We start from the raw sequence: 25,157 nt of genomic DNA, 5'->3' as shown, positions 1-25,157 counted from the left end.
AAAATTTCTGACAGTCTCCTTGGCGAAGCTGCTCAAGACCGGACGCAGAGCTCACTACCGCTATCGTGCGACGCTCGGCGTCGGCATGCTTTTCAGGACGCTCTGCGTCCTCATACGCGATAGGTGAAATACGCTACTCAATCGCCTCATACGGCAAGCCCACATAATTCTCCGCAATGGTCCTGCGCCCGGCTTGCGAGCCGACGTAGTAGTCCAGTTCGGTTTGCTGGATGCGCTGGCTGAACGCATCGGTGTCGGGGAAGTTGTGCAGCACCGAGGTCATCCACCAGGAAAAACGCTCGGCCTTCCACACGCGGCGCAGGCAGATTTGCGAATACTTTTCCAGCAGGTCGGTGCGGCCCTCGCGGTAAACCTTGAGCAGAATCCGGTACAGCGTGCTGACGTCACTGGCCGCCAGGTTCAGGCCCTTGGCGCCGGTAGGCGGGACGATGTGCGCAGCATCGCCGAGCAGAAACAGACGGCCGTACTGCATGGGCTCAACCACGAAGCTGCGCAGCGGCGCGATGCTTTTTTCGATGGACGGGCCGGTCACCAAGCGGTCTGCCAGATGCTCGGGCAGACGGGCTTTCAACTCGGTCCAGAAGCGTTCGTCCGACCAGTCTTCGACTTTCTCTTCGGCACTGACCTGCACGTAATAGCGGGTGCGAATGGCCGAGCGCATGCTGCACAGGGCAAAGCCACGCGGGTGATTGGCGTAGACCAGCTCTTCGTTGACCGGCGGCGTGTCGGCCAGCACGCCGAGCCAGCCAAACGGGTAAACGCGCTCGAAGATTTTCAGCGTTTCAGACGGGATCGATTGCCGCGATACACCATGGAAACCGTCGCAGCCGGCAATGTAGTCGCAGTCCAGGCGCACGGTTTCGCCGTCTTTCACGAACGTCACATAGGGACTGTCGGTCTTTGGATCGTTCACGTCAGACGCGTCATAGACAGTCATCGCACCTGCTGCTGCGCGCGCGGCCATCAAGTCTCGGGTGACTTTAGTCTGGCCGTAGACCATCACGGTTCTGCCACCGGTCAGGGTTTTCAGGTCGATGCGCTCACAGCGCCCGTCGAAGGCCAGCTCGAAACCGTCATGAATCAAGCCTTCGGCGTCCATTCGTTCGCTGACGCCTGCTTCACGCAACAGGTCGGTCATGCCTTGCTCAAGCACGCCGGCGCGGATGCGCGAGAGGATGTAATCGGGATCCTTGCGCTCGACAATCACGTTGTCGATGCCGGCACGCTGGAGCAGTTGGCCCAGCAGCAGCCCTGAAGGGCCTGAACCGATAATGGCAACCTGGGTTTTCATGGAGATGGTCCTGTTTTTGATCCCTGCCAAGTGTCATCAGCGGGATATGATTGTTTTTGTCTCCTGCATTTTTAATGGATGCCATCGAGATAAGAAGGCAATATTCGACGCATTATCTGGACTTTTCGAGGGTCCGGACGGGAGAAGAACACATGGCCAGACCTGCCACTGCAACGATACCGGTGTTCAAGCTTTACGGTGAAACCGCGGCCTGGCCGACCCCGGACCTGATCCATTGCGAGTCGATCCCCGAGCGCAGCAAGATGCACGAATGGGAGATCAAGCCGCATCGCCATGGAGGTCTGGTGCAGTTGCTGTATGTGCAGTCCGGCAGGGCGATGCTCAAGGTCGAGGATGTGGTCACCGAGGTCGAGACACCTTCGCTGCAGGTGGTTCCGGCGTTAAGCGTGCACACCTTCAGGTTTGCCGAAGATATTCAGGGGCACATTCTCAGTCTGGCCAAACCCTTGGTGGAGCAGCTTGAGACGGCACTCGACAGCTCGGCAATGCGCACGGCACGGTGTTACGAGCTAGGGGCGGACAGCCATTACGCTGATACGCTGTTCAGCGCCATCGCCCGTGAGTACCGGCAGCCCAAGGCTGGTCGCGATCTGATGCTGCATTCATTGATCAACGTGCTGGTGGTCTGGCTCAGTCGGCGCAGCAGCGAGCATGCTGGCGAAGAAATTCACCCCATGGACCGCGGCCGTGAGCATTTGCAGGTGTTCATGCATCAATTGGAGGCGAGTTTTCGCGAGCACTGGTCCATTCACCAGCATGCGCAGGCCATGGGCATCAGCGCCGCGCATTTGAATTCTCTGTGTCGGCGCCTGTGCAACCAGTCGGCCTTGCAGATCATCAGCCAGCGGCTGTTGCTGGAGGCCAGGCGCAACCTGATCTACACCACCATGACCATCAATCAGGTGTCCGACAGCCTCGGGTTTTCCGAGCCCGCTTATTTTTCGCGCTTCTTCAAACGCGCTACCGGGCAGTCACCCAAAGCGTTTCGTCAGCAGAAATAGAAACGGGGTGCTCAAGGGCGCCCCGTTTGCCTGCCGGTCATTGCCGTGGGATCAGGCCACGACCTGATAACACGGCACGTAGGCCGCGCCACCGGGCAACTTCATCCGGTGCTGATCGACAAACGCCTGCAGCAGCTTGTCCAGCGGCCCCATGATCGAAGGATCGCCCTGAATCTGATAAGGCCCGTGCTCCTCGATCAGGCGAATGCCCTTGTCCTTGACGTTGCCCGCCACAATCCCGGAAAAAGCCCGGCGCAGGTTGGCGGCCAACTCGTGAGTGGGCACGTCGTGGTTCAGTTGCAGCTTCGACATGTTCTCGTGAGTCGGATCGAAAGGGTGCTGGAAGCTTTCCTCGATCTTCAGCAGCCAGTTGAAGTGAAACGCGTCATTCCGCTCGCGGCGGAACTGCTTCACTTCTTTCAGGCCCTGAGTCATCTGCCGGGCGACGTCTGCCGGGTTGTCGATGATGATCTGGTAATGACGCTGCGCTTCTTCACCCAGCGTGGCACCGACGAACGCGTGCAACTGTTGCAGGTACGGCTCGGTATTTTTCGGACCGGTCAGGATTACCGGGAACGGTACGTCCTTGTTGTCCGGGTGCATCAGAATGCCAAGCAGATAGAGGAATTCTTCAGCCGTGCCTGCGCCACCGGGGAAGATGATGATGCCGTGGCCAACGCGCACGAAGGCTTCGAGACGTTTTTCGATGTCCGGCAGGATCACCAGCTCGTTGACGATCGGGTTGGGTGCTTCGGCCGCAATGATGCCCGGCTCGGTCAGGCCCAGATAGCGCCCGCCGACAATGCGTTGTTTGGCGTGGGCAATAGTCGCGCCCTTCATCGGGCCTTTCATTACGCCAGGGCCGCAGCCGGTGCAGATATCCAGGCTGCGCAGGCCCAGTTCATGGCCGACTTTCTTGGTGTATTTGTATTCTTCAGTGTTGATCGAGTGACCACCCCAGCACACCACCATCTTCGGCTCTACGCCAGCGCGCAGCGTGCGGGCATTGCGCAGCAGGTGGAACACGTAATCGGTGATGCCCTGAGAATTGCTCAGGTCGATGCGCTGGCTGTCCAGTTCGCTTTCGGTGTAAACGATGTCACGCAGGGCGCTGAACAGCATCTCGCGGGTGCTGGCGATCATTTCACCATCGACAAACGCATCGGCCGGAGCGTTGAGCAGCTCCAGGCGCACACCGCGGTCCTGCTGATGAATTCGTACTTCAAAGCTTTCGTACGCCTCAAGAATGGTCTTGGCGTTATCGACGTGGGCGCCAGTATTGAGAATGGCCAGGGCGCACTGGCGAAACAGGGTGTAGGTGCTGCCTGAACCGGCCGCGCTGAGTTGCTGCACTTCACGCTGGGACAGGGTTTCAAGGCTGCCTTTCGGGCTTACGGTGGCGTTAATCACTTGTCTTGGGATCATTCTATTTTCCATTAGAGCGATGCAGTCGAGCATCAGGATGGTGAACATTGAGAACATTCACCCCTGTGGAGCCTTTTCTACAGTACTTGGCCGGGAAAGCAAACGCCGGACCGCAGACGTCCCCTGTTTGAGCCTTTGTGCGCCATCGCAGGATTGAATCGGCAAGCGAATTCTTTTGAAAGCAGGCACTTGCCCGGCATGACCGTGCGGCTGAATTTTGACGCGGACAACGGGCAATAGTGAACCTGACCCCGTTAACGGAGTCTGTTAGCTGATGGACTTTCTGGACGGCCTGCACGAAAGGGATCATCAGGTGCTTTTTAAGCGCGCCTGATAGGCAGACATTCCGTCCGGGCAGGAGTTGCAAAACCTTTGATCACCTGCCGCTCCCATCCTTAGCCGGCCCGTTAAACGAGGCTTTATTTTCATTTCAGATAAAGATAATTATCGCCATGTCTCGTCATTTCTCCGCACTTTTTTCCCGAGCCCCTGGCCTGTTCGCTGTTTCGCGTCGCTTGCTCGGCGCAGGCCTGTTTGGCGCTGCATTGACCGTTGTCGTTCCTGGCAACGCGCAGGCCGCAGGCAGCGATCGCTGGGTCAGCGACAGCCTCACCACCTACGTACGCAGCGGACCAACCGATGATCATCGGATTGTGGGGACGCTGAAATCCGGGCAGAAGGTCGAGCTGCTCAGCTCTTCGGGCAAGTTCAGCCAGGTGCGCGGCGAAGGCGGTTCCACGGTGTGGATCCCCAGCACTGACCTGCAGGAGGTGCCTGGTCAGGCCGAGCGTGTGCCGCAACTGACCCAGCAGGTCACCGAACTGACCGATCAACTGGCAGGCATCGACAATACCTGGAAGACCCGTGTGCAAGGCATGCAAGAGACTCTTGATGCGCGCAAGAAACTGGTCGACGAACTTGAAGCCCGCACCAAGACCCTTAACGATCAACTGGCTGATTCTCAGGCCGAATTGCGTGCCACTCAGGCGCGGCTCGGCGACGAGAACAAGCAGGTGATGATGCGCTACATGGTCTATGGCGGCAGCATTGCCGGTGCAGGCCTGCTGGTGGGCCTGATCCTTCCGGCGTTGACCAAGGGTCGCAAGAAGAACGATGGCTGGGTGTAAACCTGCCCGAAACAGCTGCTCATGCCAGCGCCGCGCGCTGGCATGAGCGATAGGTGATGAGCCTCCGCTAAAAGTCCCTTCCTGCTCCTGCAATTACGATCCAGCTCGCAAAATGTATGCATGCCTGCCGCCCGGACAATGCGCGAAGTTGATGTTCGTTCTACAGTTTCTGCCCGTATGGTCGAAAAACTGAGTGTTGCCCTGAACCGCGTGGCTTGTTGCGGGGAGGGCGGCAACGGCGAACTGTGTTATGGCATGTTGCCATCAGTTATTATGTGCGTCCTGAAAAATGGGCTGCCGAGTCGGGTCTGAGTGGTTTTCAGGCCGTGGGTCTCATATTTTCACCCTCTCCTGTGCAGGAATCCGGATGCTGGCGTACAACCAAAAAAGCTTTCTTATCGTTGATGACTTCTCTGACTTTCGCAGTTCAGTGCGGTCGATGCTGCGTGAACTGGGCGTCAAGGAAGTGGATACCGCCGACACCGGCGAGCAGGCGCTGCGCATGTGCTCGCAAAAGCGTTATGACTTCGTATTGCACGACTTCAATCTGGGTGATGGCCGCAAGAATGGCCAGCAGGTGCTGGAAGACTTGATGGTCGAGCGGCTGCTGAGTTACGAAAGCGTATTCATCATGGTCACTGCCGAAAACAGTCAGGCGATGGTCATGAGTGCGCTTGAGTGGGAGCCGGACGGTTACCTGACCAAGCCGTTCAACCGTGCCGGGCTGGCCCAGCGCCTGGAAAAGCTGGTGCAGCGCAAGACCTTGCTCAAGCCGATTCTGCAGGCCCTCGACCGGCGCAAACCGGCCGAGGTACTGGCCGCGTGCAACAAGCTGATCGAGCAGGACCCGCGTTATGCGCCGTTGTGCTTGCGCTACAAGGCGGATGCCTTGCGTGATTTGAAGCAGAACGAGCCACTGGAAGCTTTTCTCAAGACCATTCTGGCTGATCGTGCCACGCCGTGGGCCTACGGCGCGTTGGGCAGTCTGCTGCTGAAACGCGGCAAGACTGCCGAAGCGCAGGCCGTCTATGAACAGGCAATCAAAGCGTTTCCGGCCATGCCGGCGCTGTTCGATGGCCTGGCTGATGCGCTGGTGGCGCTTGGCGATGCCAAGCGGGCGCAGACGGTGCTGGAAAGCGCTGTGCGCCTGTCGCCTCTGGCAGTCCGTCGACAGAAGCTGCTGGGCAAGCTGGCGCTGGGCAACGAGGATTTTGAAAGTGCCTCCAAAGCCTATCGCCAGGCGGTTTCCCAAGGCCAGCATTCGCGCTTCAAGGACCCGGAAACCAACCTGGGTCTGGCACATGCTCTGATCAGCAAGGGCGGCGAGCAGGGGTTGGATGCGCGCACGCGTGTCGAGATCAACAACGCCCTTGTCGACGTTGCCAAGGAACACACCGACGACGAAGGTCTTCAAGTGCGCACCCGCCTGATGAAGGCTGCCAGCCTGCAGCACTCGGACCCGGAAACCGCAGCCAAGCTCACCGAACAGGCGATGGCCAGGCTCGATGGCATGGAGCAGGTGCTCAGTGCCGATGCCGCCCTGATGGTGGCTGCGCAGCTCAAGAAGCTGGGGCAGGAAGAAGCGGGCACCAGTGTTCTGAAGAGCTGTGCTGAAGCCTATGGCGATGATCCGGCGGTGATGAAAAGCGTCGCCAGCATGACCGACGATCCCGCGATTCTGGGCGCCAGCAAGGCTGCAATCGATTTCAACCTGCAAGGCGTGCGCAGTTACAAGGCCGGCAACCTCACCGAGGCGCAGGCGTTTTTCCGCAGCGCGCTGGGCTTGCAGCCGAAGAACATCAGTATTGTGCTGAACATGGTGCAGTCGCTGCTTCATCCGGGGCAGAACCTCGGGCAGGCCGGCATTGACGAATGCCGTGCCAGCCTGAAGGTGCTGGGCAAGATTCCGGAAAGCGATCCGCGTTATGAGCGTTACCAGAAACTCAGGGAGAGGGCGTTTGGCGCATGAGTGAAGAGACAGAGCAGGGCCTCGACTTTTCCATGGTGATCGCCTCCACCGTGCACGACATGAAAAACTCGCTGGCGACCCTGACACAGGCGCACAGCGAGTGGCTGGCGAAGCTTTCCGGTCAGCAGCGTGACACGCCGGAACATGGGGTCATCGACTATGAGTTCGCCAACCTCAACGGCATGCTCGTGCAACTGCTGGGCCTATACAAACTCGGTGTCAATCAACTGCCGTTGCGTCCGGATTACCACGAACTGGACGATTTCATCGAAGCGCAGCTGGCGCACCATCAGGACGTGCTGGCCAGCCGCGGTATCGCCGCGCGCTATGAAATCGATGACATGAGCCCCTTGGGCTTTTTTGACCGTGAACTGGTGGGCTCGGTGGTCGGCAATATCATCGTCAATGCCATCGGCTTTGCCCGCGAGCAGATCGTGATCAGCATCGGTGAAGAAGGCGGTCAGTTGAAGATCACCCTCAATGACGACGGCCCCGGTTACCCGGCGTATCTGATCGAGCGTCAAACCGAATACGTGCAGGGCATCAATCAGGGCAGTGGCAGTACCGGCCTGGGCTTGTACTTTGCTGCGCACATTGCCCGGCTGCATGTGCGCAACGGCATGCGCGGGCGAATCGAAATCGCCAACGGCGGCGTGCTGGGCGGGGCAATGTTCAGCATTTATCTGCCCTGAAACCCGAACTGCAATTGCTGCGAAATATGAGACAGCCGCGCACCAGCATTATATTGACGCGGTGCCGCGCACTTGCGTTATCCCGTTGTCGATAAGCCTGTCATGTTTTTGACTTTGGTGTCCTCAATGCCTGCCTTTTGCCCCTGTCCAGCCCGGTAACAGGGGCTTCCCCGTGTGCTCAATGGCTTGGTTCGATTATTGCTAACGTCCTGTCAGGCGCAGGCTTTGGTCGGCGCGCGTTTTAATCCAATAGCAGGCTGTCCGGGAGCATCGAAATGGAAGACAAAGTACTTAAGCTGATCGAAGAAGCGATGGAAGCAGACGAAGGCACCTTGAGCAAAGGACAAAGTCTGGATTGGGACTCCATTGCGGTCCTGACCTTCATGTCGCTTGCGAATGAACGGCTGGATAAGAACCTGTCGGCCAACCGTCTCAACGCTTGCAAGAGTGTGGATGACGTCATCGGTCTCGTTACAGAGTCATAAGCGATCAGGGGTTTTCCAGGCGGTGCCGGTCAGCCCTGAAGAGGAACGTTGGGTGGTGAGTAATCCGTTTTCATTAAGCGGCAAATTGATCATGGTCACAGGTGCCTCTTCCGGCATCGGCAGCCAGGTTGCGATATGGCTGAGCCAGCAGGGCGCCCGGGTGGTACTGGTTGCCAGGAACACCGAACGGCTTGAAGCAACAAGGCGCCAGCTTCACGGTGAGAGTCACGGGGTCGAGCCTTTTGACTTGCTTGACGGGCACGCAGTCCCGGCCTGGATGAAAACCCTGGCCAGCACCTACGGGCCTTTCGACGGGCTGGTGCATGCTGCCGGTGTACAGATGCCGCTACCGATTCGAGCCCTGGCAATCGAGCAATGGGAAACGGTGTTTGCCACCAACGTGACCTCTGGCTTTTCGCTGATAAAGTCATTCAGGCAGAAAGGCGTCTTCGTTCAAGGGGCCAGTATTGTTCTGCTTTCATCGGTGATGGCTCAGGCCGCCCAGCCTTCCCTGATGGCCTACTGCGCCAGTAAAGGCGCAGTGGAATCGATGGTCCGCGCTGCGGCACTTGAACTGGCCAGAGACGGAATAAGGGTCAATGCCATTGCGCCGGGCATAGTGCGAACCGAAATGACCCGCAAGCTTGAAGATCTGGTCGGTATCGATTCCATGGCCGTGGTTGAGCAGAAGCACCCGCTGGGGTTTGGTGAGCCGCTGGACATAGCCTATGCGGTCAATTACCTGTTGTCTCCGGCGGCTCGCTGGGTGACCGGAACAGCGATGGTTGTGGATGGAGGATACCTGGCGCAATGAATGCCAATAGATTGCTCATCGTAGGTGCCGGCGCTTTCGGCCGTGAAGTGCATGCTTGGCTGACGGATTGGGTGGAGAACAATCCGGGATGGCTCATCGCCGGATTCATCAATGACGGCCCGGGCTCAACCGAGCGCTTCGACCATTATCCGCCTGTCGTTTCGACGGTGGACGGCTACCAGCCAAAGCCCGAAGAGTATCTGGTCTGTGCGATCGGCGACCCGAGCGGCAAGCGCCTGGTCGTAGAAAAACTCCTTGCCAGGGGCGCGCAATTTTTCACCCTCATTCACCCCTCGGTCATCATTGGCGAAAATGTTTCCATTGGCCAGGGTGCGGTGATCTGTCCTTCAACGGTGCTCACGGTCGATCTTCGCATCGGCGCATTTGTAACCCTCAATATTGGCTGTCTGGTGGGGCATGACGCAGACATCGGCGACTTCTCCACCTTGAGCGGGCATTGCGATATCACTGGCGGTGTCGTGCTGGAGGAGGGTGTTTTCATGGGGACGCATGCCAGCGTCCTGCCAAAGGTAAGGATCGGCAAACAGGCTGTGGTCGGAGCGGGTAGCGTTGCAATACGCAATGTCGCCGCTGGCACTACAGTATTCGGTGTACCTGCCACACGCATATCGGGGTAACGCTCATGGGCGCTCATGCCAGGATCGTGAACATAGAATATGAACTGCCTGCTCATTCGCTGGGCAATGAAACACTGGCGCGCGAATTTCCCGAATGGGACGTCGAGAAAATCTTCTCGAAGACCGGTATTGGCGAGCGGCGCATCATCGACAAGGATGAAACTGCGTCCGACCTTGCGTACCGCGCCTGCGAGAAGTTGTTTCTCAACGGATATATTCAGCGCAGCGAAGTAGACGCATTGATTTACTGCACGCAAAGCCCGGATTATGTATTGCCCGCCACCGCCTGCATTCTGCAGCACCGCTTGCAACTTCCCACCCACTGCGCCGCCTTCGATTTCAATCAGGGCTGTTCAGGCTACATTTACGGGCTTGGCATCGCCAAAGGGTTGATCGAGTCAGGGCAATGCCGGAACGTATTGCTGGTGACGGCGGAAACCTACAGTCGCTACATCCATCCGCAGGACAAAAGTGTTCGTACCCTGTTCGGTGACGCCGCGGCTGTGACCCTGCTCAGCGCGACTGAGGGCGGGCCTTTCCTGGAACGTTTTCGTTATGGCAGTGACGGCTCCGGGGCGGAAAACCTGATGGTCCCGATTGGCGGTGCGCGAAGACCCTCGGCGGAAAACCTTCAGCCTGCCGAGTATCAGGATGACGGTGGCAGTGTGCGTACCGATGCACACCTGTACATGAATGGCCCGGCGATTTTCGAGTTTTCCATGACCCGCGTACCGCAGTTGTTCGCGTCGTTGTTCGATGACGAACTGGGTGGGGCCGATGTCGATCTGTTCGTGTTTCATCAGGCCAACCACTTCATGCTGGATGCCCTGCGTCGGCGTTTGAAGTTGCCGGTCGAGAAGTTCGTTTCTGCCTTCCAGCACTGTGGCAATACGGTGTCTTGCACCATTCCCATTGCGCTGAAGGAATCCTTGAACCGCGGTACGCTGAAACCGGGCGACCGGGTTGCTGCGGTCGGGTTCGGGGTGGGCTATTCGTGGGGGGCGTGCGTCATACGCTGGTAAACATCATCGCTCTGCGTCACCGCCCGGACGCAGAGCTTGTTGTTGGTTTTAATCCTTTCTGATCAGCCCTTCAGCCAGGCATCGCGCCAGGCTTGCAAGTGATCGGCCTCAAGCATCCAGTTATCAATGACAGCCTGTCTCAAGGCATCGCCCTTGCGTGCGCACTCATCCAACTGATCAATGTGTTGCTCGATGGCACTGACCCAGGCATTCGTCTCGTTTTCCACCCGAGTGACGGGCAGGTCTTCAGGCACGCTGAGCACATCACTGCAAATGACTGGAAAACCGCAGGCACCGAATTCCAGCAGGGCCACCGGGCTTTTGCTCGTATTGATCAGGTTGGATTCTGCAGGCGCCAACACCAGATCCAGGTTCAGACTGGCCAGCGTCCCGGGGAACAAAGTGCCCTCCACGGGCGAACGCAGTTCATGAATATAAGGGCGTAGCCAGCGCGTGCAGGGTCCCATGATGACCCACTCCACACGGTCTGCCAGCGCCTTGATGACTTCTGACAGAATCAGCAGGTCGCCCGTTTCTGCCGCCGTGCCTACCCAACCTACACGAGGTCTGGGGCGAGTCTGGCGCTGGCTTTGCAGATTGCGCCATGGCTCAGGCGCAAGTCGGGTTTCAATCACCTGAACGTTGGGGTGTGAGCCCTCCAGCAGCTCCGCCAGCGCTGTTGTGGGGACGGTAATCAGATCTGCCCGCGCCAGCCCGTGGCGCAGGGAGGCCTGCACTGTTGCGAGTGGCACAGCGCTCTTGTCGATTTCAGCGTACGCCGGGTAGTGCGGCAGGTCGTAGGCCACCCAGGCATTGGTGTGGTCCTTGATCGCGTTGATGCTGGCAATCAGGCTTTCGTTTACTGGCCCCTGGATAACCACCGTATCCGGGCTGAGTCTGGCAATTTCCACGAATGGAAGCGGCGCATGGCTGATGATGCCGTCTGTCTCGCGCTCGGCGCTCAGGCTTTGCAGCGCAGTGCTGATGCGATTGCCGGCAGCCGCATGATTGCAGGGCAGAGCAAGGACCACCGGCAGTGGACGGTGGGTCAATGGCCGCCAGCTCAGTTGCGGGTTGCTCTGGGCGACGAAACTGTCAGTCAGCGTCAGATTCTTGTTGTATGCAGGGTCCCAGGCCATGTAGTGCAGCCAGCGGTGGTAGAGCGCGCGCGTCGCGAAGTCCAGTGCTTCAGCGTCGCTCTGTGCGTCGTCCGGGCGCAGCGCGACAATGGCGTGCGGTGTCCAGACGACCAGATGCCCGGTGCTGCGTGTCTTTAAGCACAGATCCACGTCATTGAAGTGCAGGGGGAACAAGTGTTCGTCCAGGCCTTGCACCTCTTCATGCACGGACTTGCGAATCATCAGGCAGGAGCCGCTGACAGCGCTGTAGTTCTGATCTGTTTCCAGACGTTGCGCATCGCTCGCAGATCCTGCGATGTCGCTGGCAGTGACGGTGGCCGCGGTGCCATTGAGGCCCATGATGATGCCGGCCTGCACGACATTACCATCCGTCGAAATGAGTTTCGCGCCGACAACGCCTACTTCAGGGCGCAGTGCGTGGTTGAGCAGGTGGTTGAGCCAGTCCTGCTGGATGATCAGGGCGTGGCTGTCGAGCATCACAAGATAGTCGCCCAGCGCGTGTTCGGCTGCGGAGTTGAGCAGCGCCGACGGGCTCAGTGCCTGTTCGTGGCGAACGATGCGAATCCGCTCCGACTGCATCGAATCGATGGTCGCCAGCCATTGCGTGGTCTGCGCCGACTGGCTGTTGTTGTCGCAAATCAGAATTTCATAGTGCGGATATGTCGTGTTTTCCAGAATGCTCTCTACGCAGGGCAGTAGCGTTTCGAGCTGATCCTGCGAGGTGACGAGAATGGAGACCAGAGGCTGTTCGGCATGGCCGTAATCGATCCGGTAAAGTCCCGATTCCAGCGCATGCACCTTACTGCCTGGGTAGCCACGTACGTGCAGATGCCGTTGCACGGTGCGCGCCTGATCGTAGTTCTCCTGCGCCTGCCATAAGGGCGAGATGATCATCGGCTCGCAAGAGTGCGCAAATTCGGTATAGCCCGAACCCTCGATCATGCGCAGGATCAGGTCGAGTTCAATGGCCTGCGCGTGGACTGGGTCGAAGCCGCCCACTTCCAGAGCTTTTTCACGATTGAACAGCCAATTGCGGCTGGTTGCCGCCGGGCAGGTCAGCAGGTAATCCAGGCTGAAGTCCGGGCGAAAGGCCAGATGAGCACCTGCCTGCGCATGCAGGGTCACTTCGTCGCCGAACACTGCACAGGCTTCGGGTGTTTCGATCATTTTCATGACAGCGCACAGCAGGCCGCTCGAGGTGAACGTCGTGCCGGCGTCAACCAGGATCCACCACGCTTGGTCGTTTTCCTGCATCAACGCGTTGATGACTGTTGCGCGGTTTTCCATGCTGGCATCCCGCCGGGTCAGTTGCGCTTGCAGCGGCGTCTGCTGTTCCCGGTCGTAGTCGGCAAGGACAAACACCTTGAGCTTGTCGAGCAGCGGCGCATCGGACGCCAGGCTTTGCAGCGTGCTCAGCACGCTCTCGGGCTGCTGATTGAAGTCCGACACGACAATCGCAACCGCAGGGCCGCCGTTGTGTTGTTGCAGGTACTCTTCAAGCAACACATGCTGGGCTGGCGTAGGTCGACGCTGAGCCAGCCAGCCGGCGACACGGGTATTCCGAACAGTGGCTTCGGGCCTTCTGTCGAAGTAGGCCAGCAGGTCCATTTCCTGAATATTGTCGCGTTGTGACAGCGGAGCAACCTTGACCTTGCCATTGAACTCGTCAGGCCTTACCCAGCCCAGCTCTGTGGGAATGCGCCTGAAGTTGGCGTGACCTTCGCGAGGCAGGGTCGGGTCTTTTCTGAATGCCTCGCTGCTCTGCTGATCCGACACCCGGAAATAGGAAAGGGGACGGGCGAGCATCGCCAGGTTGCCATGACGCAAGAGCTTTACGTACATGGCCAAATCACCCAGCCCCCAGATCAGCACCTGTTGCAGAGACATGATGTCCTGCCCGAATACCAGCAGGTCTTCGCGACGACACATGACTGCACTGGGCTCGCCGACGAAGTTGATCGGGTGACTGGCCAGAAAGGACACCAGCTCAGGACCGTTCAGAACGACGTTTTTGCCGAATGGGTAGGCCGTGTAGAGGTTGTCTGCCAGCAGAGCGCCGTTGGCGTCGATCCTCTTTCTGGTCGCTGACACGACTTTGATGTCCGGGCTGTCGTGCATGACATCGAACATCAGGCGCACGCAGTCCGGGAGAAGGATGTCATCGTCGTAGAGAAACTTGATGTACTCACCCTGCGCACGCGCTATGGCGTGTGCGATGTTGTGAGGTTCGCCCAGCGGCGTTGCATTTTTGAAATAGTGAATGGGCCAGCGGCTGTTCGGGCTGAGCTTTTCGACAATAGCCTTGATGCCATCGTCACGGCAGTCGTCGGTGATGATGATCTCGATGTCGTCGTGGTTCTGGCGCAGCGCGCTGGCAAGCGCTGCTTCGAAGAAAGCCGGTTTGTAAGCGGGGATGACAATACTGACCAGGCGTGAAGAACTCATCGCAATACCACTTTTGAAAAAGTTTTAAAAACCAACCGGGCAACGCAGTCGGCGTCCATGATCTGCAGTTGTCGTCAGCTTTTTTGGCCTATATACAAAACCGACTGCTCCGTAATGCCGTGCTGCTTGAAGACGCCTTCACCAAATGCCTGCGAGCCGAGGGCCTTCACGTCGAAACCGGCCTGCGTCAAACGGGACTGGAAGTCTTGTCTGGCGTACATCCGCACATGATCGTCCTGGCCGAAGCGCGCCCAGCGCTCATCGACGCTGGCCTCGTCCGGGTCTTCTTCGGTTTCGGTGGCGGTCAGCAGAATCGGCACCATCAGGATGGCAGAGCCGCCTTTGGCCAGTACCCGAAACAGCTCGGACATGGCCTTGCGGTCATCAGGTACGTGCTCAAGTACGTGCGAGCACACGATGAAATCGAAGGACTCGTCGGCATACATGTGCATGTCCATGATGTCGACCACGTCATCAGCCAGCGGCGAGAACAGGTCGGCCGAGCGATATCGGGCGTTGGGCAGGCTGCGCAGAAACTTCGAGAGCACCACTGCCGGTGCGATATCGAGAATGCGCAGCGGTTTGCCCGGCGGGTTGTCGAGCATGTTCATGGCAAACAACGCGTAAAGCCGGTCACGGTCCGACGCCATGCATTCGGGGCAGCTGTATTGCCCGACGTTAAGGGTCTCAAAGTCTTCGATGCAGTAGTGGACGTTCAGGCGGTGGAGGATTTCCAGATGGCTTCTACCCAGCGGATAGAAGTTCGGAAAACGACAGGAGCAGACCGGGCACGTTCGCATTAGCAGTTCTCTTTACTGGCTGTGACGATCACATCAATGATGCTGTCGAAGGCTTCATCCGTCAGGCTGTCGTAGATCGGCAGGCACAGGATCTGACTGGACAGACCGGTCGCGACACGCAGGCGATCAGGTTTTGCCGAGTCAAGGCCCCGGTACATCGGGAATGTGGAAATGAGCGGGTAAAAGTAACGGCGCGCCAGGATGTTGTGGTCGCGGAACCGCTGATAAAGGTCATCGCGAGAAATCGCGAAGTCTTCGGTGACCAGCACCGGGAAGTACGAGTAATTGTGTTTTTCGGTGCTTTTCCAGAGAATTTTCAGCCCCGGTACCGTTGCCAGCGCATCGCGATAGCGTTCATCGATACGTTGCCGTTTCAAGAGCGCTTCATCGATGTACTTCAACTGAAGCAGACCGAACGCAGCGTTGATTTCACTCATCTTGCCGTTGATTCCCGGCGCGACCACGGTCACTTCGTCAGCAAAGCCGAAGTTCTTCAGGTAATCGATACGTTGCTTGGTCTTGGCATCCGGACTGATGATGGCCCCGCCTTCGAAGGTGTTGAACACCTTGGTGGCGTGAAAGCTCAGCACCGACAGATCCCCGTGATTCAACAGGCTTTGCCCGCAGTGCTGGACACCGAACGCATGGGCGGCATCGTAGATGACCTTCAGGCCATAGCGATCGGCGACCTGCTGAATGCGGTCGACGTCACACGGGATGCCGTAGCAGTGTACGGGCATGATCGCCGTGGTAGCCGGAGTGATGGCTTCTTCGATGCGCTCCGGGTCCAGGTTATAAGTACCCGGGTCGATGTCGACAAACACCGGCGTCAGGCTGTTCCAGAGCAGCGAATGGGCGGTTGCCACGAACGAGTAGGGCGTGGTGATGACTTCGCCCTTGATGCGCAGCGCCTGAATGGCGGTCATCAGCGCCAGCGTGCCATTGGAAAACAGCGAGAGATGCTGCACGCCCAGGTACTCGGCCAGCTCCTTTTCAAGCTGCTGGTGAAACGGACCGCTATTGGTGAGCTGGCGGCTTTCCCATATGTGTTCGAGGTAGGGAATGAACTCCTCCAGAGGCGGTAACAGAGGACGAGTTACTGGAATCGGTGCGCTCATGGAGGGTTCTCTGCTCGTGTTTTATCCGATTGCTGTTCGAAAGGGCATCTGCTTCAAGGGCTTCCGGCAAAGGCGTTGCCATTGACATAAAAATGACAGTCGAACTGTTGTGACCGGGGTACACAGCAAGAACCCGGCCAAGACCGCTTTCGTCGGATCAGGTCGAGGCCGGGTTGTAATCCTTCTCACTAAGTCGTTTCAGTGCTTGATATCCCGAACGCCCGCTGCGTATTTTGTACGGGTTGCCGCCAAGCGGCCTGGCCCATGACAAAGGATTGAACCATGACACGCAATGACCCCCATCCGCTGGCACAGCTGTTGATGGGCATTGGTGAAGTGGAGTGTGTGACCCCGGACCTGAACGGCGTGCCTCGCGGCAAGGTGATGACCGCTGCCGGTTTTCTGGAGGGCAGGCGATTGCAGCTTGCGCGGGGGGTGTTGCTGCAATGCATCATGGGCGGGTACCCGCCGTCACGGTTTTACGGTAGCGATGATGGCGACCTCGCGCTGCTCAGCGATCCGCAGCAGGTCCATCGTCTGCCCTGGAGCGAGCAACCGCGCGCCCTGGCCATCTGCGATGCCGAGGAGTTGAGCGGCGAGCGTTGCATGCTCTCGACGCGCAGCCAGCTAAAGGCCGTCATCGCCCGCTACGCCGCACGGGGGTTGGCACCGGTTGTGGCCACCGAACTGGAGTTCTTTATCTTTGCGCCCAACCCCGAGCCGCTGTATCCGTTCGTGCCGCCGACAGGGCTTGACGGACGACGCGAGCAGGGGCATTCAGCGTTCAGTGTCAGCTCGAACAATGGCTTGCGGCCTTTTTTCGCCGAGGTATACGCCTGCATGGCGGCGTTGGGGCTGCCGCGTGACACGGTGATGCACGAGATGGGCGTCAGCCAGTTCGAGATCAACCTGCTGCATGGCGACCCGCTGCTGCTCGCCGACCAGACCTTTCTGTTCAAGCACCTGCTCAAGGAGGTCGCGCTCAAGCACGGGCTTATTGTGGTCTGCATGGCCAAGCCGCTCGCTCACACGGCGGGCAGTTCGATGCATCTTCATCAGAGCGTTGTAGCAACAGACTCCGGGGTAAACGTCTTCAGTGGTGCAGATGGCCAACCGACTGACACGTTTCGTCACTTTATTGCGGGTCAGCAAGCCTGCATGGCTGATTTCACAGCGCTGTTCGCGCCCAATGTGAATTCCTATCAGCGCCTGTGCCAACCCTATGCTTCGCCCAATAACGCCTGCTGGTCCTACGACAATCGCGCAGCCGGCCTGCGCATCCCGTCGAGTGCAGCGGCGGCTCGAAGGGTGGAGAACCGTTTGCCAGGCGCCGACGCCAATCCTTATCTGGCCATCGCCGCAAGCCTGGCGGCCGGGCTGCATGGCATCGAGCAAAAGCTGGAACCCACCCCGCCCATGCAAGGCGCGATTGAGGTGCCGGAAGAATTGTCATTGCCGTGTACCCTGCACGCCGCTCTGGAGCGTCTGAAAAGCAGTCAGTTGGCCAAGGAACTGTTTGGTCATGAATTCATCGAAGGCTACATCGCGTCGAAGACCCTGGAACTGACCAGTTTTTTTGACGAGATAACCCCCTGGGAACGCCGCGTTCTGGCTGCTCAGGTTTAAGAATCGCAGTGTTGGGCTCGCCCGGTCGGGCGACTCCCTATTTTTGGAAAGTTGATGCGCCAAATCTGGAAGTCCTTTCGAGCGCTTTATTTTGCCTCGTTGATGATGTTGATCGGTTCAGGTCTGCTGAGCACTTATCTGGCCCTGCGCCTGGCGGCTGATCAGGTCGACAGTCTGTGGGTCGGTGCGCTGATGGCCGCCAACTATTTCGGTCTGGTCCTGGGGGGCAAGATCGGTCACCGTCTGATCGGTCGTGTCGGTCATATTCGGGCCTATGCCACCTGCGCCGGTATCGTTGGTGCTGCGGTGCTAGGGCATGGCCTGATCAGTTGGTTGCCCGCCTGGCTGGTACTGCGGGTGATTGTCGGTCTGGGCATGATGTGCCAATACATGGTCATCGAGAGCTGGCTGAACGAGCAGGCCGCCGCCAAGCAGCGCGGCATGGTGTTCAGCGGTTACATGATTGCGTCCTATCTGGGCCTGGTGCTGGGGCAACTGGTACTGGTGGTCCACCCGCAACTGGGCCCTGAGCTGCTGATGCTGGTGGCATTGTGCTTCGCGCTGTGTCTTGTGCCGGTCGCCATGACCCGGGCGATTCACCCCGCACCGTTGCACCCGGCACCGCTGGAGCCGCTCTTCTTCATGAAGCGTGTGCCGCAGTCGCTGACGGCGGTTTTGGGTGCCGGGCTAATCATCGGTTCGTTCTACGGTCTGGCACCGGTTTACGCCGCCGAACAGGGGCTGTCCACCGAGCAGGTCGGTCTGTTCATGGGCTGCTGCATTCTGGCCGGGTTCCTGGTGCAGTGGCCATTGGGTCTGCTTTCCGACCGCTATGACCGATCCGTACTGATGCGCATCTTTGCCGCTGCACTGGTGGTGGCGTCATTGCCGCTGGCGGTGTTTCCGAGTGTGCCGGTCGAAGTCCTGTTCGGCGTCGGCTTTCTCGCCTCGCTGATGCAGTTCTGCCTCTATCCACTGGCGGTGGCATTTGCCAATGACCACGTCGAGGCCGAGCGCCGGGTGTCGCTGACGGCCATGTTGCTGATGACCTATGGCATCGGCGCGAGTATCGGCCCGTTGGCTGCCGGCGTGGTCATGAAGCTGTTTGGCGGCCACATGCTGTATGCGTTCGTCTGTGGTGCCGGGGTGATTCTGGTGATGCTGATCAGACCCAAGGCCGTTACCCATTTGCATCAGGTCGAAAACGCACCGCTGCATCACGTCGCCATGCCGGACAGCATGTCCAGTTCGCCCCTGGTGGTTGCACTCGACCCGCGTGTCGATGAGCAGGTGGTTCAGGAGCAGATGCAGACCACCGTCGAGCCGGAGTCCGAACCTGAGTCTGAAGTGGTGGTCGACGCCGCCGCAGAAACCGAGGCACAGGCCGAGCCGGTCGCGGGCACGGAAACAGCCGAAGCTGAAGAGCACGAACGCGAGCGTGAAAGCGAGACCTGGAAGGCTTGAGTGTAGCGGGGGGCAGAGCAGGGGATTACGGTGTGATTGCGGCAGGTTGCCGNNNNACCAGCAAGCAGAAGCGGGGATCAGAAGTCGTCGTCTTTGTCGAAGCGGCGAGCTTCACGCTGCAACTGGTAGACGAAACGCTCAACCTGACGCTGCACAAGCCCACTCATGTTGTGGAAGCGCACGCCGGCAAAGGTGGTGTGAAATCTTTCTTCGAAGTGCAGATAACGCAGCTCTACGGGGGCTGTCATTGCTCCGAATGGCAACTTCGCAATAAAGCGTTCGTATACCTGGCCCAACTGCATGCGCTCGGACACATCGCCTTCAAAGCGCAGTTTGCAACCGGTTGCAGAGATGTCCAGCAGTTTGCCGGTCAGAGGGGATTTCAAACGGTCTCCACCGATCTCGATGTCGACCAGCTGCGCCAGCTTCAGCGCTGCACGAAATGCGTTGCGCCGCTGGTGGTAAATCACCTCTTCAGGCATCGGCCCGCGGTACAGGCGCTGCCCGTTGGTATCGACAATCTCCATCTGCGATGAGCTTTCCCAGGCGATACGCACGCCGTCGTGAAAACCTTCGACGCGGAAAGACTCGCCATTACTTAAAAAGCGTTCGCCATCGCGGGGGATCATTTCGTCGAGCGCCATGACGTTGCTGTCACGGTCGACTTCAAGCAAGTAGCTCTGAAAGCGTTGGGCACGCTCATGGAAGGTAATGATCAGAGGATCATGACTCTCGAGTAGCAACCGCAGGTTAGCGGCAATTTCCAAAGGTGTGTTGAGGACCTTCGGGGGCTGCGGAGCATCGTCCGCGCTTGAGCCATTCACGTTCTTGAATCTCCAGGCAAAATACTACGGCAACGCAACAACAGGCATTCTGCCACTACGCACGAAACCTTGATACAGGAAGTTACGCCTGACTCAGAGGGCGTGGTTTTGCTCTAAGCGCAGTTGACCCGCGACTGTCATAGAGCGTGGGCGTCTCACCGCCGTTCAGTATGCGAAGCTGATGAGCGGTGCTGATCTGTTGCAGCTGGATCAGACTACCATTCTGCTCGTTCAGCGTCTGGCATTCATTGATCAACGCATTCAGTTCGTCACCGGCCATCAGCAATTGCTCGCCGACATCCGACTGGCTGGCCAGTTGCTGGAGACCACTGCGATTGGCTGGCAGCCCCATGCCCGCAAGCACCTGGCTACGTTTGCGCCCATGTTGATCGAGAAGAATGACCAGCGCCTGTTTCTGCGCCAGTACCTGCTCCATCTCGCCCATGTCGCGGCCGTGAAGAATCAGGGATTCGGCCTGCAGCAGCTCTAGAAGCTGTCGGGCCGAAACCATGTCGTCAGTGATCATCTGCAACAAAGTAGTGTCTTGCATCGCATGCTCTGGTTTTTAAGCGTCCAGAATATCCAGCGCCAGCCTTGGCTTAGCGTTGGGTTTCGAAATTCAACAGCTTGCTGGCGACACGGTTGCTGTCCACTGTGTAACTACCGTCGGCGATGGCCTGTTTGAGCTCGGCAACGCGAGCACTATTGACGGTTGGCAGATCGGTCAGCTTGTCCGTGATTTTCTGCAACTGTTGAGCCTCACTGCTCAAAGAAAAAGTTTCCCCGGTGCTTTTGACACCTGCGGTGGCTGCAGGGGCTGGTGCATCGGTTTTGACGGTGTCTTTACTGGCACTGGTACGTGTTGTACCGGCAACAGACTGTGAATTGTTAAGGCGACTGAAATCTATGACCATGATTGAAAAAACCTCTGGGTGTTTGGACGCTTGCCTTGTTTTCGGCCAACCCCTATCAAACTTTAGGCCGATTGTGAGAAAGCTTCCCAATAGACGCTTTTCACCGTCGGATATTCCCCGCAGTCTAAAAAAACACACCCTGTGCGCCAGCATCAATGCATTACATGGCCACTTCCACCTGCCCTGGGCCGGTGACATTCGCTTTGATCACCCGCTGGGAATTAAGGTTTTTCACCCGTATCTGTTCGTTGAAACCGCCGTCGGACATCGCTTCGCCGGGCATGCGCACTGCCAGCGAACCGCTGCGGGCGATGATGACCACCTGGTCGCCCTTGTGAATCATTTGTGGCTGTTCCAGCGCCACCGGGGTAACGACCTGGTCGATGACCATTTGTCGGACAACCTTTTGACCGACGGCCTGATCAAGAGAGGCCAGAAATCCCTGGCCCAGGCTGCTCACGTCGCGCTCACGCAGCGCAACGTCTTCTTCGGTAACGATGGCGTCGCGTTTCAGCGGGCGCATCACGGTCACAACGTTGCGATACAGCAGCACCTGGGCCGGCACAAATACTGTCCAGGGCGAAGAGCCTTCGCAGCGTACCCGCACCGTAACCCGGCCGACCGGGCGCGGGCTTTCCAGTGTGGCTGTCAAATCCTTGTCACAGGCACCCATCCGTAAACGCGGGTCGAGCTGCTTGACCTGTATGTCATGACGCCCGTCAATCTGGTTGGTTGCCAAATAGTCTTCTACTGTGAACTCAAGAAACCCTTGGGTGACGCCGATAAGCTGTTCAGGCAGTGTGAAATTCTCTGCGCGAGCGAGGCTCACTGTGCCACAAAGGCACAGCAGAGCGATTGCGCACAGAAGCCTGCGGGTTTCTAATGCGAGGTGTCGAGAAATTGTCGTCTTTGCGTTCATGAGGTAATAAATAGCAAAGCCCGTGCCGCTTGTTGATCTGGTGTCTGGGCGGCGGTCATTTTGGTAAGGGGGTTCGGCATGGCAGGTGTAATGGATTCGGTAAACCAGCGAACTCAGCTGGTGGGTCAGAATCGCCTGGAGCTGCTCTTGTTCCGTCTCGACGGCAAGCAGCTCTACGGGATCAACGTCTTCAAGGTAAAAGAAGTACTGCAATGCCCGAAACTCACCATCATGCCCAAGTCGAGCAAGATCGTCCGGGGTGTGGCCAATATTCGTGGCGGCACGATCCCGATCATGGATCTGGCGATGGCGACGGGTTCCACGGGCATGATTTCGCTGGTCAACTCCTTCGTCATCATTACCGAGTACAACACCAAGGTTCAGGGTTTTCTGGTGCATTCTGTAGAACGCATCGTCAACATGAACTGGGAAGAGATTCATCCACCACCCAAAGGTACCGGGCGCGATCATTACCTGACCGCAGTTACCCGGGTTGATAATCAGTTGGTGGAAATTATCGACGTCGAGAAGATTCTTGCCGAAGTCGCACCTATTTCCGAAGAAGTGTCGGTCGGTGTGATCGATGCCGAGGTTCAGCACAAGGCGATTTCGCTGCGTGTGCTGACGGTCGATGACTCGTCGGTGGCCCGCAAGCAGGTCAGCCGCTGCCTGGAAACCGTCGGTGTGGAGGTGGTTGCCCTTAACGATGGCCGTCAAGCGCTGGATTACCTGCGCAAAATGGTCGAAGAGGGTAAAAAACCGGAAGAAGAGTTCCTGATGATGATCTCCGACATTGAAATGCCGGAGATGGATGGCTATACCCTTACAGCTGCGATACGTAATGACCCGCGTATGCAGAAGATGCACATCACCTTGCATACCTCTCTGTCCGGGGTATTCAACCAGGCGATGGTCAAGAAAGTCGGCGCTGATGATTTTCTCGCGAAATTCCGGCCTGATGATCTTGCGGCCAGGGTTGTTGCGCGGATCAAGGCAGCAGAATAACCAGCCGGGGGCGCCGTCCCCGGTGATTCACATGATTTGAGAGGCGGCACCTTGTCTACGGGTAATTTGGATTTTGATCAGTTCCGGGTATTTCTGGAAAAAGCCTGTGGCATCTTGCTTGGGGAAAACAAGCAGTATCTGGTGTCCAGCCGCCTCAACAAACTGATGGAGCAGCAAAGCATCAAGTCGCTTGGCGAGTTGGTTCAGCGCATCCAGACCCAGCCGCGCAGCGGGTTGCGCGAACAGGTTGTCGATGCGATGACCACCAACGAAACCCTGTGGTTTCGCGACACCTATCCGTTCGAAGTGCTGAAGAACAAAGTGCTGCCCGAGCAGATCAAGGCCAGCCCTGGTCAGCGACTGCGCATCTGGTCGGCGGCCTGTTCATCGGGCCAGGAACCGTACTCGCTGTCGATGTCGATTGATGAGTTCGAGCGCGCCAATCAGGGCCAGCTCAAATCGGGCGTGCAAATTGTTGCCACCGATTTGTCTGGCGCAATGCTCAACAACTGCAAGACCGGCGAGTACGACAGTCTGGCTATCGGCCGTGGCTTGTCGCCGGATCGTCTGCAGCGTTTCTTTGATGTGAAAAGTCCGGGGCGCTGGGTCGTCAAGACGCCGATCAAGAGCCGTGTGGAGTTCCGCTCGTTCAACCTGCTCGACAGCTACGCTGCGCTGGGCAAGTTCGACATCGTGTTCTGCCGCAACGTACTCATCTACTTCTCCGCCGAAGTGAAGAAAGACATCCTGCTGCGCATCCACGGCACGCTCAAGCCAGGTGGCTACCTGTTTCTGGGTGCCTCCGAAGCGCTTAATGGTCTGCCGGATCATTACCAGATGGTTCAGTGCAGCCCGGGGATTATCTACAAAGCCAAGTGACGGTCTGTCAGTTGCTTGCCATGAACAAAGAGACCTTCGGGTCTCTTTTTTCATGGGCAGACAAAAGCAGTTTTTTCGTCTGCCTATCGGTTTCATGTTTACGTTCAGATATCGCTCACCAGTTTGGCAAAAGCGTTGGCGGCGGCGCTCTGGTAGCCGTTTTTACGCCGCAGCAGCGCAACCGTCCGCCCAGGCAGGGCAGGGATCGTCTGAACTTCGCGCAACCCGGGCTGCTCGCGAACGATGGCATCGGGAAGAATGGTTGCCATACGCCCCTGGGCAACAACCTTGAGCAAAATGGCGATCGAGTTCGCCTCCAGGTTGACCGCAGGCTTGAAATTCTGCGTCTGGCACCAGGCATCCAGCAGCTGGCGAGTGGCGAATCCGGGGGCGAGCAAGGCAAAGCGAAGCGTTTGCAGGTCCTCAAGTGTCAGCGCGGTCTGCTTATCGGGGGCAGGTTTTGCCATGACCAGGCACAGTTGTTCATCGAACAGAGGCTGGCTGTCTATCTCGACAGCATGACTGCCGGCAAAACCAATGGCCAGATCGAGAGCTCTGTGAGGATTATTGCCACGCCGGGATACAGCGCGCTGAAGCGGTCGATCAGCGGCGCTATCAGGTATTCACTGAAGGTTGGCGTGACGCCGAGGCGCAATTGTCCGCGTGACAGGTCGCTGACATCGTTGAGCGCACGCTTCCCGGCCTCCAGCTCAAGCAGGCAACGACGCGCGTGGTCCAGATACGCGCGGCCGGCATCGGTCGGCACGACGCTGCGATGGGTGCGGTCGAACAGTTGCACACCCAGGCTGCTTTCCAGCTGCCTGATCTGTTGCGACAACGCCGGTTGCGAGACATGCAGGGCCTCGGCCGCCCGGGTGAAATTGCCATGGTCGGCGACCGCCAGCAAATAACGTATATGGCGTAACAGCACGGCATCACCATAAGGCAGGATTATGGCGATGATCATAAATCAGTCTTGGATCTTATGGTGATAGTTGCCGATGCTGTGATTGATATGAATTCATTCCGGAGGGTTACCTATGCCGCACAGCAACATTTCCAGAGCGCCGCGCCAGAATCTGACTGAACGTGTGCTGCAGGCCAAGACCGCAAAGAACCTGACGTGGGCAGGGCTTGCAGAAGGTACGGGGTTGAGCGTGGTGTATGTCACGGCTGCATTGCTCGGTCAGCACCCATTGCCGGAAGCGGTGGCCGAGGTAGTCGCCGAGCGTCTCGGGCTGGACAGGGACGCGGTCGCCGAACTGCAAACCATCCCGTTGCGCGGCAATGTCGAAGACGTCTCCAGTGACCCGACGATCTATCGCTTCCACGAAATGGTTCAGGTCTACGGCACAACGCTGAAGGCATTGGTGCATGAGCAGTTCGGCGACGGCATCATCAGCGCAATCAACTTCAAGCTCGACATCAAGAAAGTCGAAGATCCGGAAGGGGGCGAGCGAGCCGTGATCACCCTTGATGGAAAATTTCTGCCCTATAAACCGTTCTGAGGACGCTGAG

The 25,157-nt window shown here is 58.1% G+C and carries 22 protein-coding genes and 1 pseudogene; 13 read left to right on the top strand and 10 right to left on the bottom strand.

Translation table 11 applies throughout. The annotated features are described in order from the left end of the window. Positions 1 to 133 precede the first annotated feature (133 nt). On the bottom strand, positions 134 to 1,312 hold the full coding sequence (gene pobA / locus ALO64_RS07690; protein WP_044343410.1) for a 4-hydroxybenzoate 3-monooxygenase: 1,179 nt from the start codon (positions 1,310 to 1,312) through the stop codon (positions 134 to 136). A gap of 152 nt (positions 1,313 to 1,464) precedes the next feature. Between pobA and ALO64_RS07685 the strand changes: the two genes are divergently transcribed. Further along, positions 1,465 to 2,334, top strand: a complete 870-nt coding sequence (locus ALO64_RS07685; RefSeq protein ID WP_044343411.1) for a helix-turn-helix domain-containing protein — start codon at positions 1,465 to 1,467, stop codon at positions 2,332 to 2,334. A 51-nt stretch (positions 2,335 to 2,385) separates the two neighbouring features. Here the strand turns inward: ALO64_RS07685 and ppnN are convergent, their stop codons facing one another. Beyond that, on the bottom strand, positions 2,386 to 3,759 hold the full coding sequence (gene ppnN, locus ALO64_RS07680; RefSeq protein ID WP_002554339.1) for a nucleotide 5'-monophosphate nucleosidase PpnN: 1,374 nt from the start codon (positions 3,757 to 3,759) through the stop codon (positions 2,386 to 2,388). A 452-nt stretch (positions 3,760 to 4,211) separates the two neighbouring features. Between ppnN and ALO64_RS07675 the strand changes: the two genes are divergently transcribed. The 7 genes from ALO64_RS07675 to ALO64_RS07645 all read left to right on the top strand — a co-directional run bounded on the left by ALO64_RS07675 (position 4,212) and on the right by ALO64_RS07645 (position 10,506). Next, positions 4,212 to 4,886 carry a TIGR04211 family SH3 domain-containing protein gene (locus tag ALO64_RS07675; RefSeq protein ID WP_044343412.1) on the top strand — a complete coding sequence of 225 codons (675 nt, stop codon included), beginning with the start codon at positions 4,212 to 4,214 and terminating at the stop codon, positions 4,884 to 4,886. Positions 4,887 to 5,253: 367 nt separating this feature from the next. Then, the gene (locus ALO64_RS07670) at positions 5,254 to 6,855 is read left to right on the top strand and encodes a response regulator (RefSeq protein WP_044343413.1); all 1,602 of its coding nucleotides are present in this window, start codon (positions 5,254 to 5,256) and stop codon (positions 6,853 to 6,855) included. Further along, entirely contained in the window at positions 6,852 to 7,547 is a 696-nt protein-coding gene (locus ALO64_RS07665; RefSeq protein WP_010212559.1) for a sensor histidine kinase, read from the top strand. The genes ALO64_RS07670 and ALO64_RS07665 overlap by 4 nt, the downstream gene beginning before the upstream one ends. A gap of 275 nt (positions 7,548 to 7,822) precedes the next feature. Further along, entirely contained in the window at positions 7,823 to 8,032 is a 210-nt protein-coding gene (locus tag ALO64_RS07660) for a hypothetical protein (RefSeq protein ID WP_010212561.1), read from the top strand. 52 nt (positions 8,033 to 8,084) lie between these two features. Next, positions 8,085 to 8,846, top strand: coding sequence for an SDR family NAD(P)-dependent oxidoreductase (locus ALO64_RS07655; RefSeq protein ID WP_011169104.1), 762 nt, complete (start codon positions 8,085 to 8,087; stop codon positions 8,844 to 8,846). Beyond that, on the top strand, positions 8,843 to 9,484 hold the full coding sequence (gene vioB / locus ALO64_RS07650; RefSeq protein ID WP_002554333.1) for a dTDP-4-amino-4,6-dideoxy-D-glucose acetyltransferase VioB: 642 nt from the start codon (positions 8,843 to 8,845) through the stop codon (positions 9,482 to 9,484). The genes ALO64_RS07655 and vioB overlap by 4 nt, the downstream gene beginning before the upstream one ends. Before the next feature lie 5 nt (positions 9,485 to 9,489). Further along, complete coding sequence (locus ALO64_RS07645) at positions 9,490 to 10,506, top strand: ketoacyl-ACP synthase III (protein ID WP_044343414.1); 1,017 nt, start codon at positions 9,490 to 9,492, stop codon at positions 10,504 to 10,506. A 62-nt stretch (positions 10,507 to 10,568) separates the two neighbouring features. On the opposite strand, the gene ALO64_RS07640 is transcribed toward ALO64_RS07645, so the two are convergent. The 3 genes from ALO64_RS07640 to vioA form a co-directional block, all read right to left on the bottom strand. After that, positions 10,569 to 14,090 carry a glycosyltransferase gene (locus tag ALO64_RS07640; RefSeq protein ID WP_044343415.1) on the bottom strand — a complete coding sequence of 1,174 codons (3,522 nt, stop codon included), beginning with the start codon at positions 14,088 to 14,090 and terminating at the stop codon, positions 10,569 to 10,571. A 74-nt stretch (positions 14,091 to 14,164) separates the two neighbouring features. Beyond that, the gene (locus ALO64_RS07635; RefSeq protein ID WP_002554330.1) at positions 14,165 to 14,890 is read right to left on the bottom strand and encodes a class I SAM-dependent methyltransferase; all 726 of its coding nucleotides are present in this window, start codon (positions 14,888 to 14,890) and stop codon (positions 14,165 to 14,167) included. Next, on the bottom strand, positions 14,890 to 16,008 hold the full coding sequence (vioA, locus tag ALO64_RS07630) for a dTDP-4-amino-4,6-dideoxy-D-glucose aminotransferase VioA (protein WP_044343416.1): 1,119 nt from the start codon (positions 16,006 to 16,008) through the stop codon (positions 14,890 to 14,892). Before vioA ends, ALO64_RS07635 begins: the two co-directional genes overlap by 1 nt. Before the next feature lie 384 nt (positions 16,009 to 16,392). Between vioA and ALO64_RS07625 the strand changes: the two genes are divergently transcribed. Both ALO64_RS07625 and ALO64_RS07620 read left to right on the top strand, forming a co-directional pair. Continuing rightward, the gene (locus ALO64_RS07625; protein WP_161794679.1) at positions 16,393 to 17,634 is read left to right on the top strand and encodes a glutamine synthetase family protein; all 1,242 of its coding nucleotides are present in this window, start codon (positions 16,393 to 16,395) and stop codon (positions 17,632 to 17,634) included. Between the two features lie 54 nt (positions 17,635 to 17,688). Beyond that, positions 17,689 to 19,098, top strand: a complete 1,410-nt coding sequence (locus ALO64_RS07620; protein WP_044343417.1) for an MFS transporter — start codon at positions 17,689 to 17,691, stop codon at positions 19,096 to 19,098. A gap of 77 nt (positions 19,099 to 19,175) precedes the next feature. On the opposite strand, the gene ALO64_RS07615 is transcribed toward ALO64_RS07620, so the two are convergent. The 4 genes from ALO64_RS07615 to flgA all read right to left on the bottom strand — a co-directional run bounded on the left by ALO64_RS07615 (position 19,176) and on the right by flgA (position 21,755). Beyond that, complete coding sequence (locus ALO64_RS07615) at positions 19,176 to 19,922, bottom strand: flagellar brake protein (RefSeq protein ID WP_002554326.1); 747 nt, start codon at positions 19,920 to 19,922, stop codon at positions 19,176 to 19,178. A gap of 82 nt (positions 19,923 to 20,004) precedes the next feature. Further along, positions 20,005 to 20,472, bottom strand: coding sequence for a flagella synthesis protein FlgN (locus tag ALO64_RS07610; RefSeq protein ID WP_002554325.1), 468 nt, complete (start codon positions 20,470 to 20,472; stop codon positions 20,005 to 20,007). 49 nt (positions 20,473 to 20,521) lie between these two features. Further along, on the bottom strand, positions 20,522 to 20,836 hold the full coding sequence (gene flgM, locus ALO64_RS07605; protein WP_002554324.1) for a flagellar biosynthesis anti-sigma factor FlgM: 315 nt from the start codon (positions 20,834 to 20,836) through the stop codon (positions 20,522 to 20,524). A 160-nt stretch (positions 20,837 to 20,996) separates the two neighbouring features. Continuing rightward, on the bottom strand, positions 20,997 to 21,755 hold the full coding sequence (flgA, locus tag ALO64_RS07600) for a flagellar basal body P-ring formation chaperone FlgA (protein ID WP_002554323.1): 759 nt from the start codon (positions 21,753 to 21,755) through the stop codon (positions 20,997 to 20,999). A 78-nt stretch (positions 21,756 to 21,833) separates the two neighbouring features. Between flgA and ALO64_RS07595 the strand changes: the two genes are divergently transcribed. After that, positions 21,834 to 22,760, top strand: a complete 927-nt coding sequence (locus ALO64_RS07595; protein WP_002554322.1) for a chemotaxis protein CheV — start codon at positions 21,834 to 21,836, stop codon at positions 22,758 to 22,760. A gap of 51 nt (positions 22,761 to 22,811) precedes the next feature. Continuing rightward, a complete protein-coding gene (gene cheR / locus ALO64_RS07590; protein ID WP_004658712.1) occupies positions 22,812 to 23,639 on the top strand; it encodes a protein-glutamate O-methyltransferase CheR in 828 nt (275 codons plus the stop codon). A 104-nt stretch (positions 23,640 to 23,743) separates the two neighbouring features. Here the strand turns inward: cheR and cynR are convergent. Further along, positions 23,744 to 24,606: pseudogene (gene cynR / locus ALO64_RS07585) on the bottom strand (transcriptional regulator CynR). Positions 24,607 to 24,679: 73 nt separating this feature from the next. Here cynR and cynS point away from each other — a divergent pair. Then, positions 24,680 to 25,147: a cyanase gene (gene cynS, locus ALO64_RS07580; protein ID WP_004658714.1), complete on the top strand. Its 468-nt coding sequence runs from the start codon at positions 24,680 to 24,682 to the stop codon at positions 25,145 to 25,147. The last annotated feature ends 10 nt before the right edge of the window (positions 25,148 to 25,157 follow it).

This window comes from Pseudomonas meliae (genome assembly GCF_001400515.1).
Lineage (GTDB): Bacteria > Pseudomonadota > Gammaproteobacteria > Pseudomonadales > Pseudomonadaceae > Aquipseudomonas > Aquipseudomonas amygdali.
This window is presented reverse-complemented; position numbering and strand designations above follow the sequence as displayed.

Coding starts and splice junctions, on each gene's coding strand:
- pobA (WP_044343410.1), bottom strand. CDS start 1,312: ATGAAAACCCAGGTTGCCATTATCGGTTCAGGCCCTTCAGGGCTGCTG.
- ALO64_RS07685 (WP_044343411.1), top strand. CDS start 1,465: ATGGCCAGACCTGCCACTGCAACGATACCGGTGTTCAAGCTTTACGGT.
- ppnN (WP_002554339.1), bottom strand. CDS start 3,759: ATGATCCCAAGACAAGTGATTAACGCCACCGTAAGCCCGAAAGGCAGC.
- ALO64_RS07675 (WP_044343412.1), top strand. CDS start 4,212: ATGTCTCGTCATTTCTCCGCACTTTTTTCCCGAGCCCCTGGCCTGTTC.
- ALO64_RS07670 (WP_044343413.1), top strand. CDS start 5,254: ATGCTGGCGTACAACCAAAAAAGCTTTCTTATCGTTGATGACTTCTCT.
- ALO64_RS07665 (WP_010212559.1), top strand. CDS start 6,852: ATGAGTGAAGAGACAGAGCAGGGCCTCGACTTTTCCATGGTGATCGCC.
- ALO64_RS07660 (WP_010212561.1), top strand. CDS start 7,823: ATGGAAGACAAAGTACTTAAGCTGATCGAAGAAGCGATGGAAGCAGAC.
- vioB (WP_002554333.1), top strand. CDS start 8,843: ATGAATGCCAATAGATTGCTCATCGTAGGTGCCGGCGCTTTCGGCCGT.
- ALO64_RS07645 (WP_044343414.1), top strand. CDS start 9,490: ATGGGCGCTCATGCCAGGATCGTGAACATAGAATATGAACTGCCTGCT.
- ALO64_RS07640 (WP_044343415.1), bottom strand. CDS start 14,090: ATGAGTTCTTCACGCCTGGTCAGTATTGTCATCCCCGCTTACAAACCG.
- ALO64_RS07635 (WP_002554330.1), bottom strand. CDS start 14,890: ATGCGAACGTGCCCGGTCTGCTCCTGTCGTTTTCCGAACTTCTATCCG.
- vioA (WP_044343416.1), bottom strand. CDS start 16,008: ATGAGCGCACCGATTCCAGTAACTCGTCCTCTGTTACCGCCTCTGGAG.
- ALO64_RS07625 (WP_161794679.1), top strand. CDS start 16,393: ATGACCGCTGCCGGTTTTCTGGAGGGCAGGCGATTGCAGCTTGCGCGG.
- ALO64_RS07620 (WP_044343417.1), top strand. CDS start 17,689: ATGCGCCAAATCTGGAAGTCCTTTCGAGCGCTTTATTTTGCCTCGTTG.
- ALO64_RS07610 (WP_002554325.1), bottom strand. CDS start 20,472: ATGCAAGACACTACTTTGTTGCAGATGATCACTGACGACATGGTTTCG.
- flgM (WP_002554324.1), bottom strand. CDS start 20,836: ATGGTCATAGATTTCAGTCGCCTTAACAATTCACAGTCTGTTGCCGGT.
- flgA (WP_002554323.1), bottom strand. CDS start 21,755: ATGAACGCAAAGACGACAATTTCTCGACACCTCGCATTAGAAACCCGC.
- ALO64_RS07595 (WP_002554322.1), top strand. CDS start 21,834: ATGGCAGGTGTAATGGATTCGGTAAACCAGCGAACTCAGCTGGTGGGT.
- cynS (WP_004658714.1), top strand. CDS start 24,680: ATGCCGCACAGCAACATTTCCAGAGCGCCGCGCCAGAATCTGACTGAA.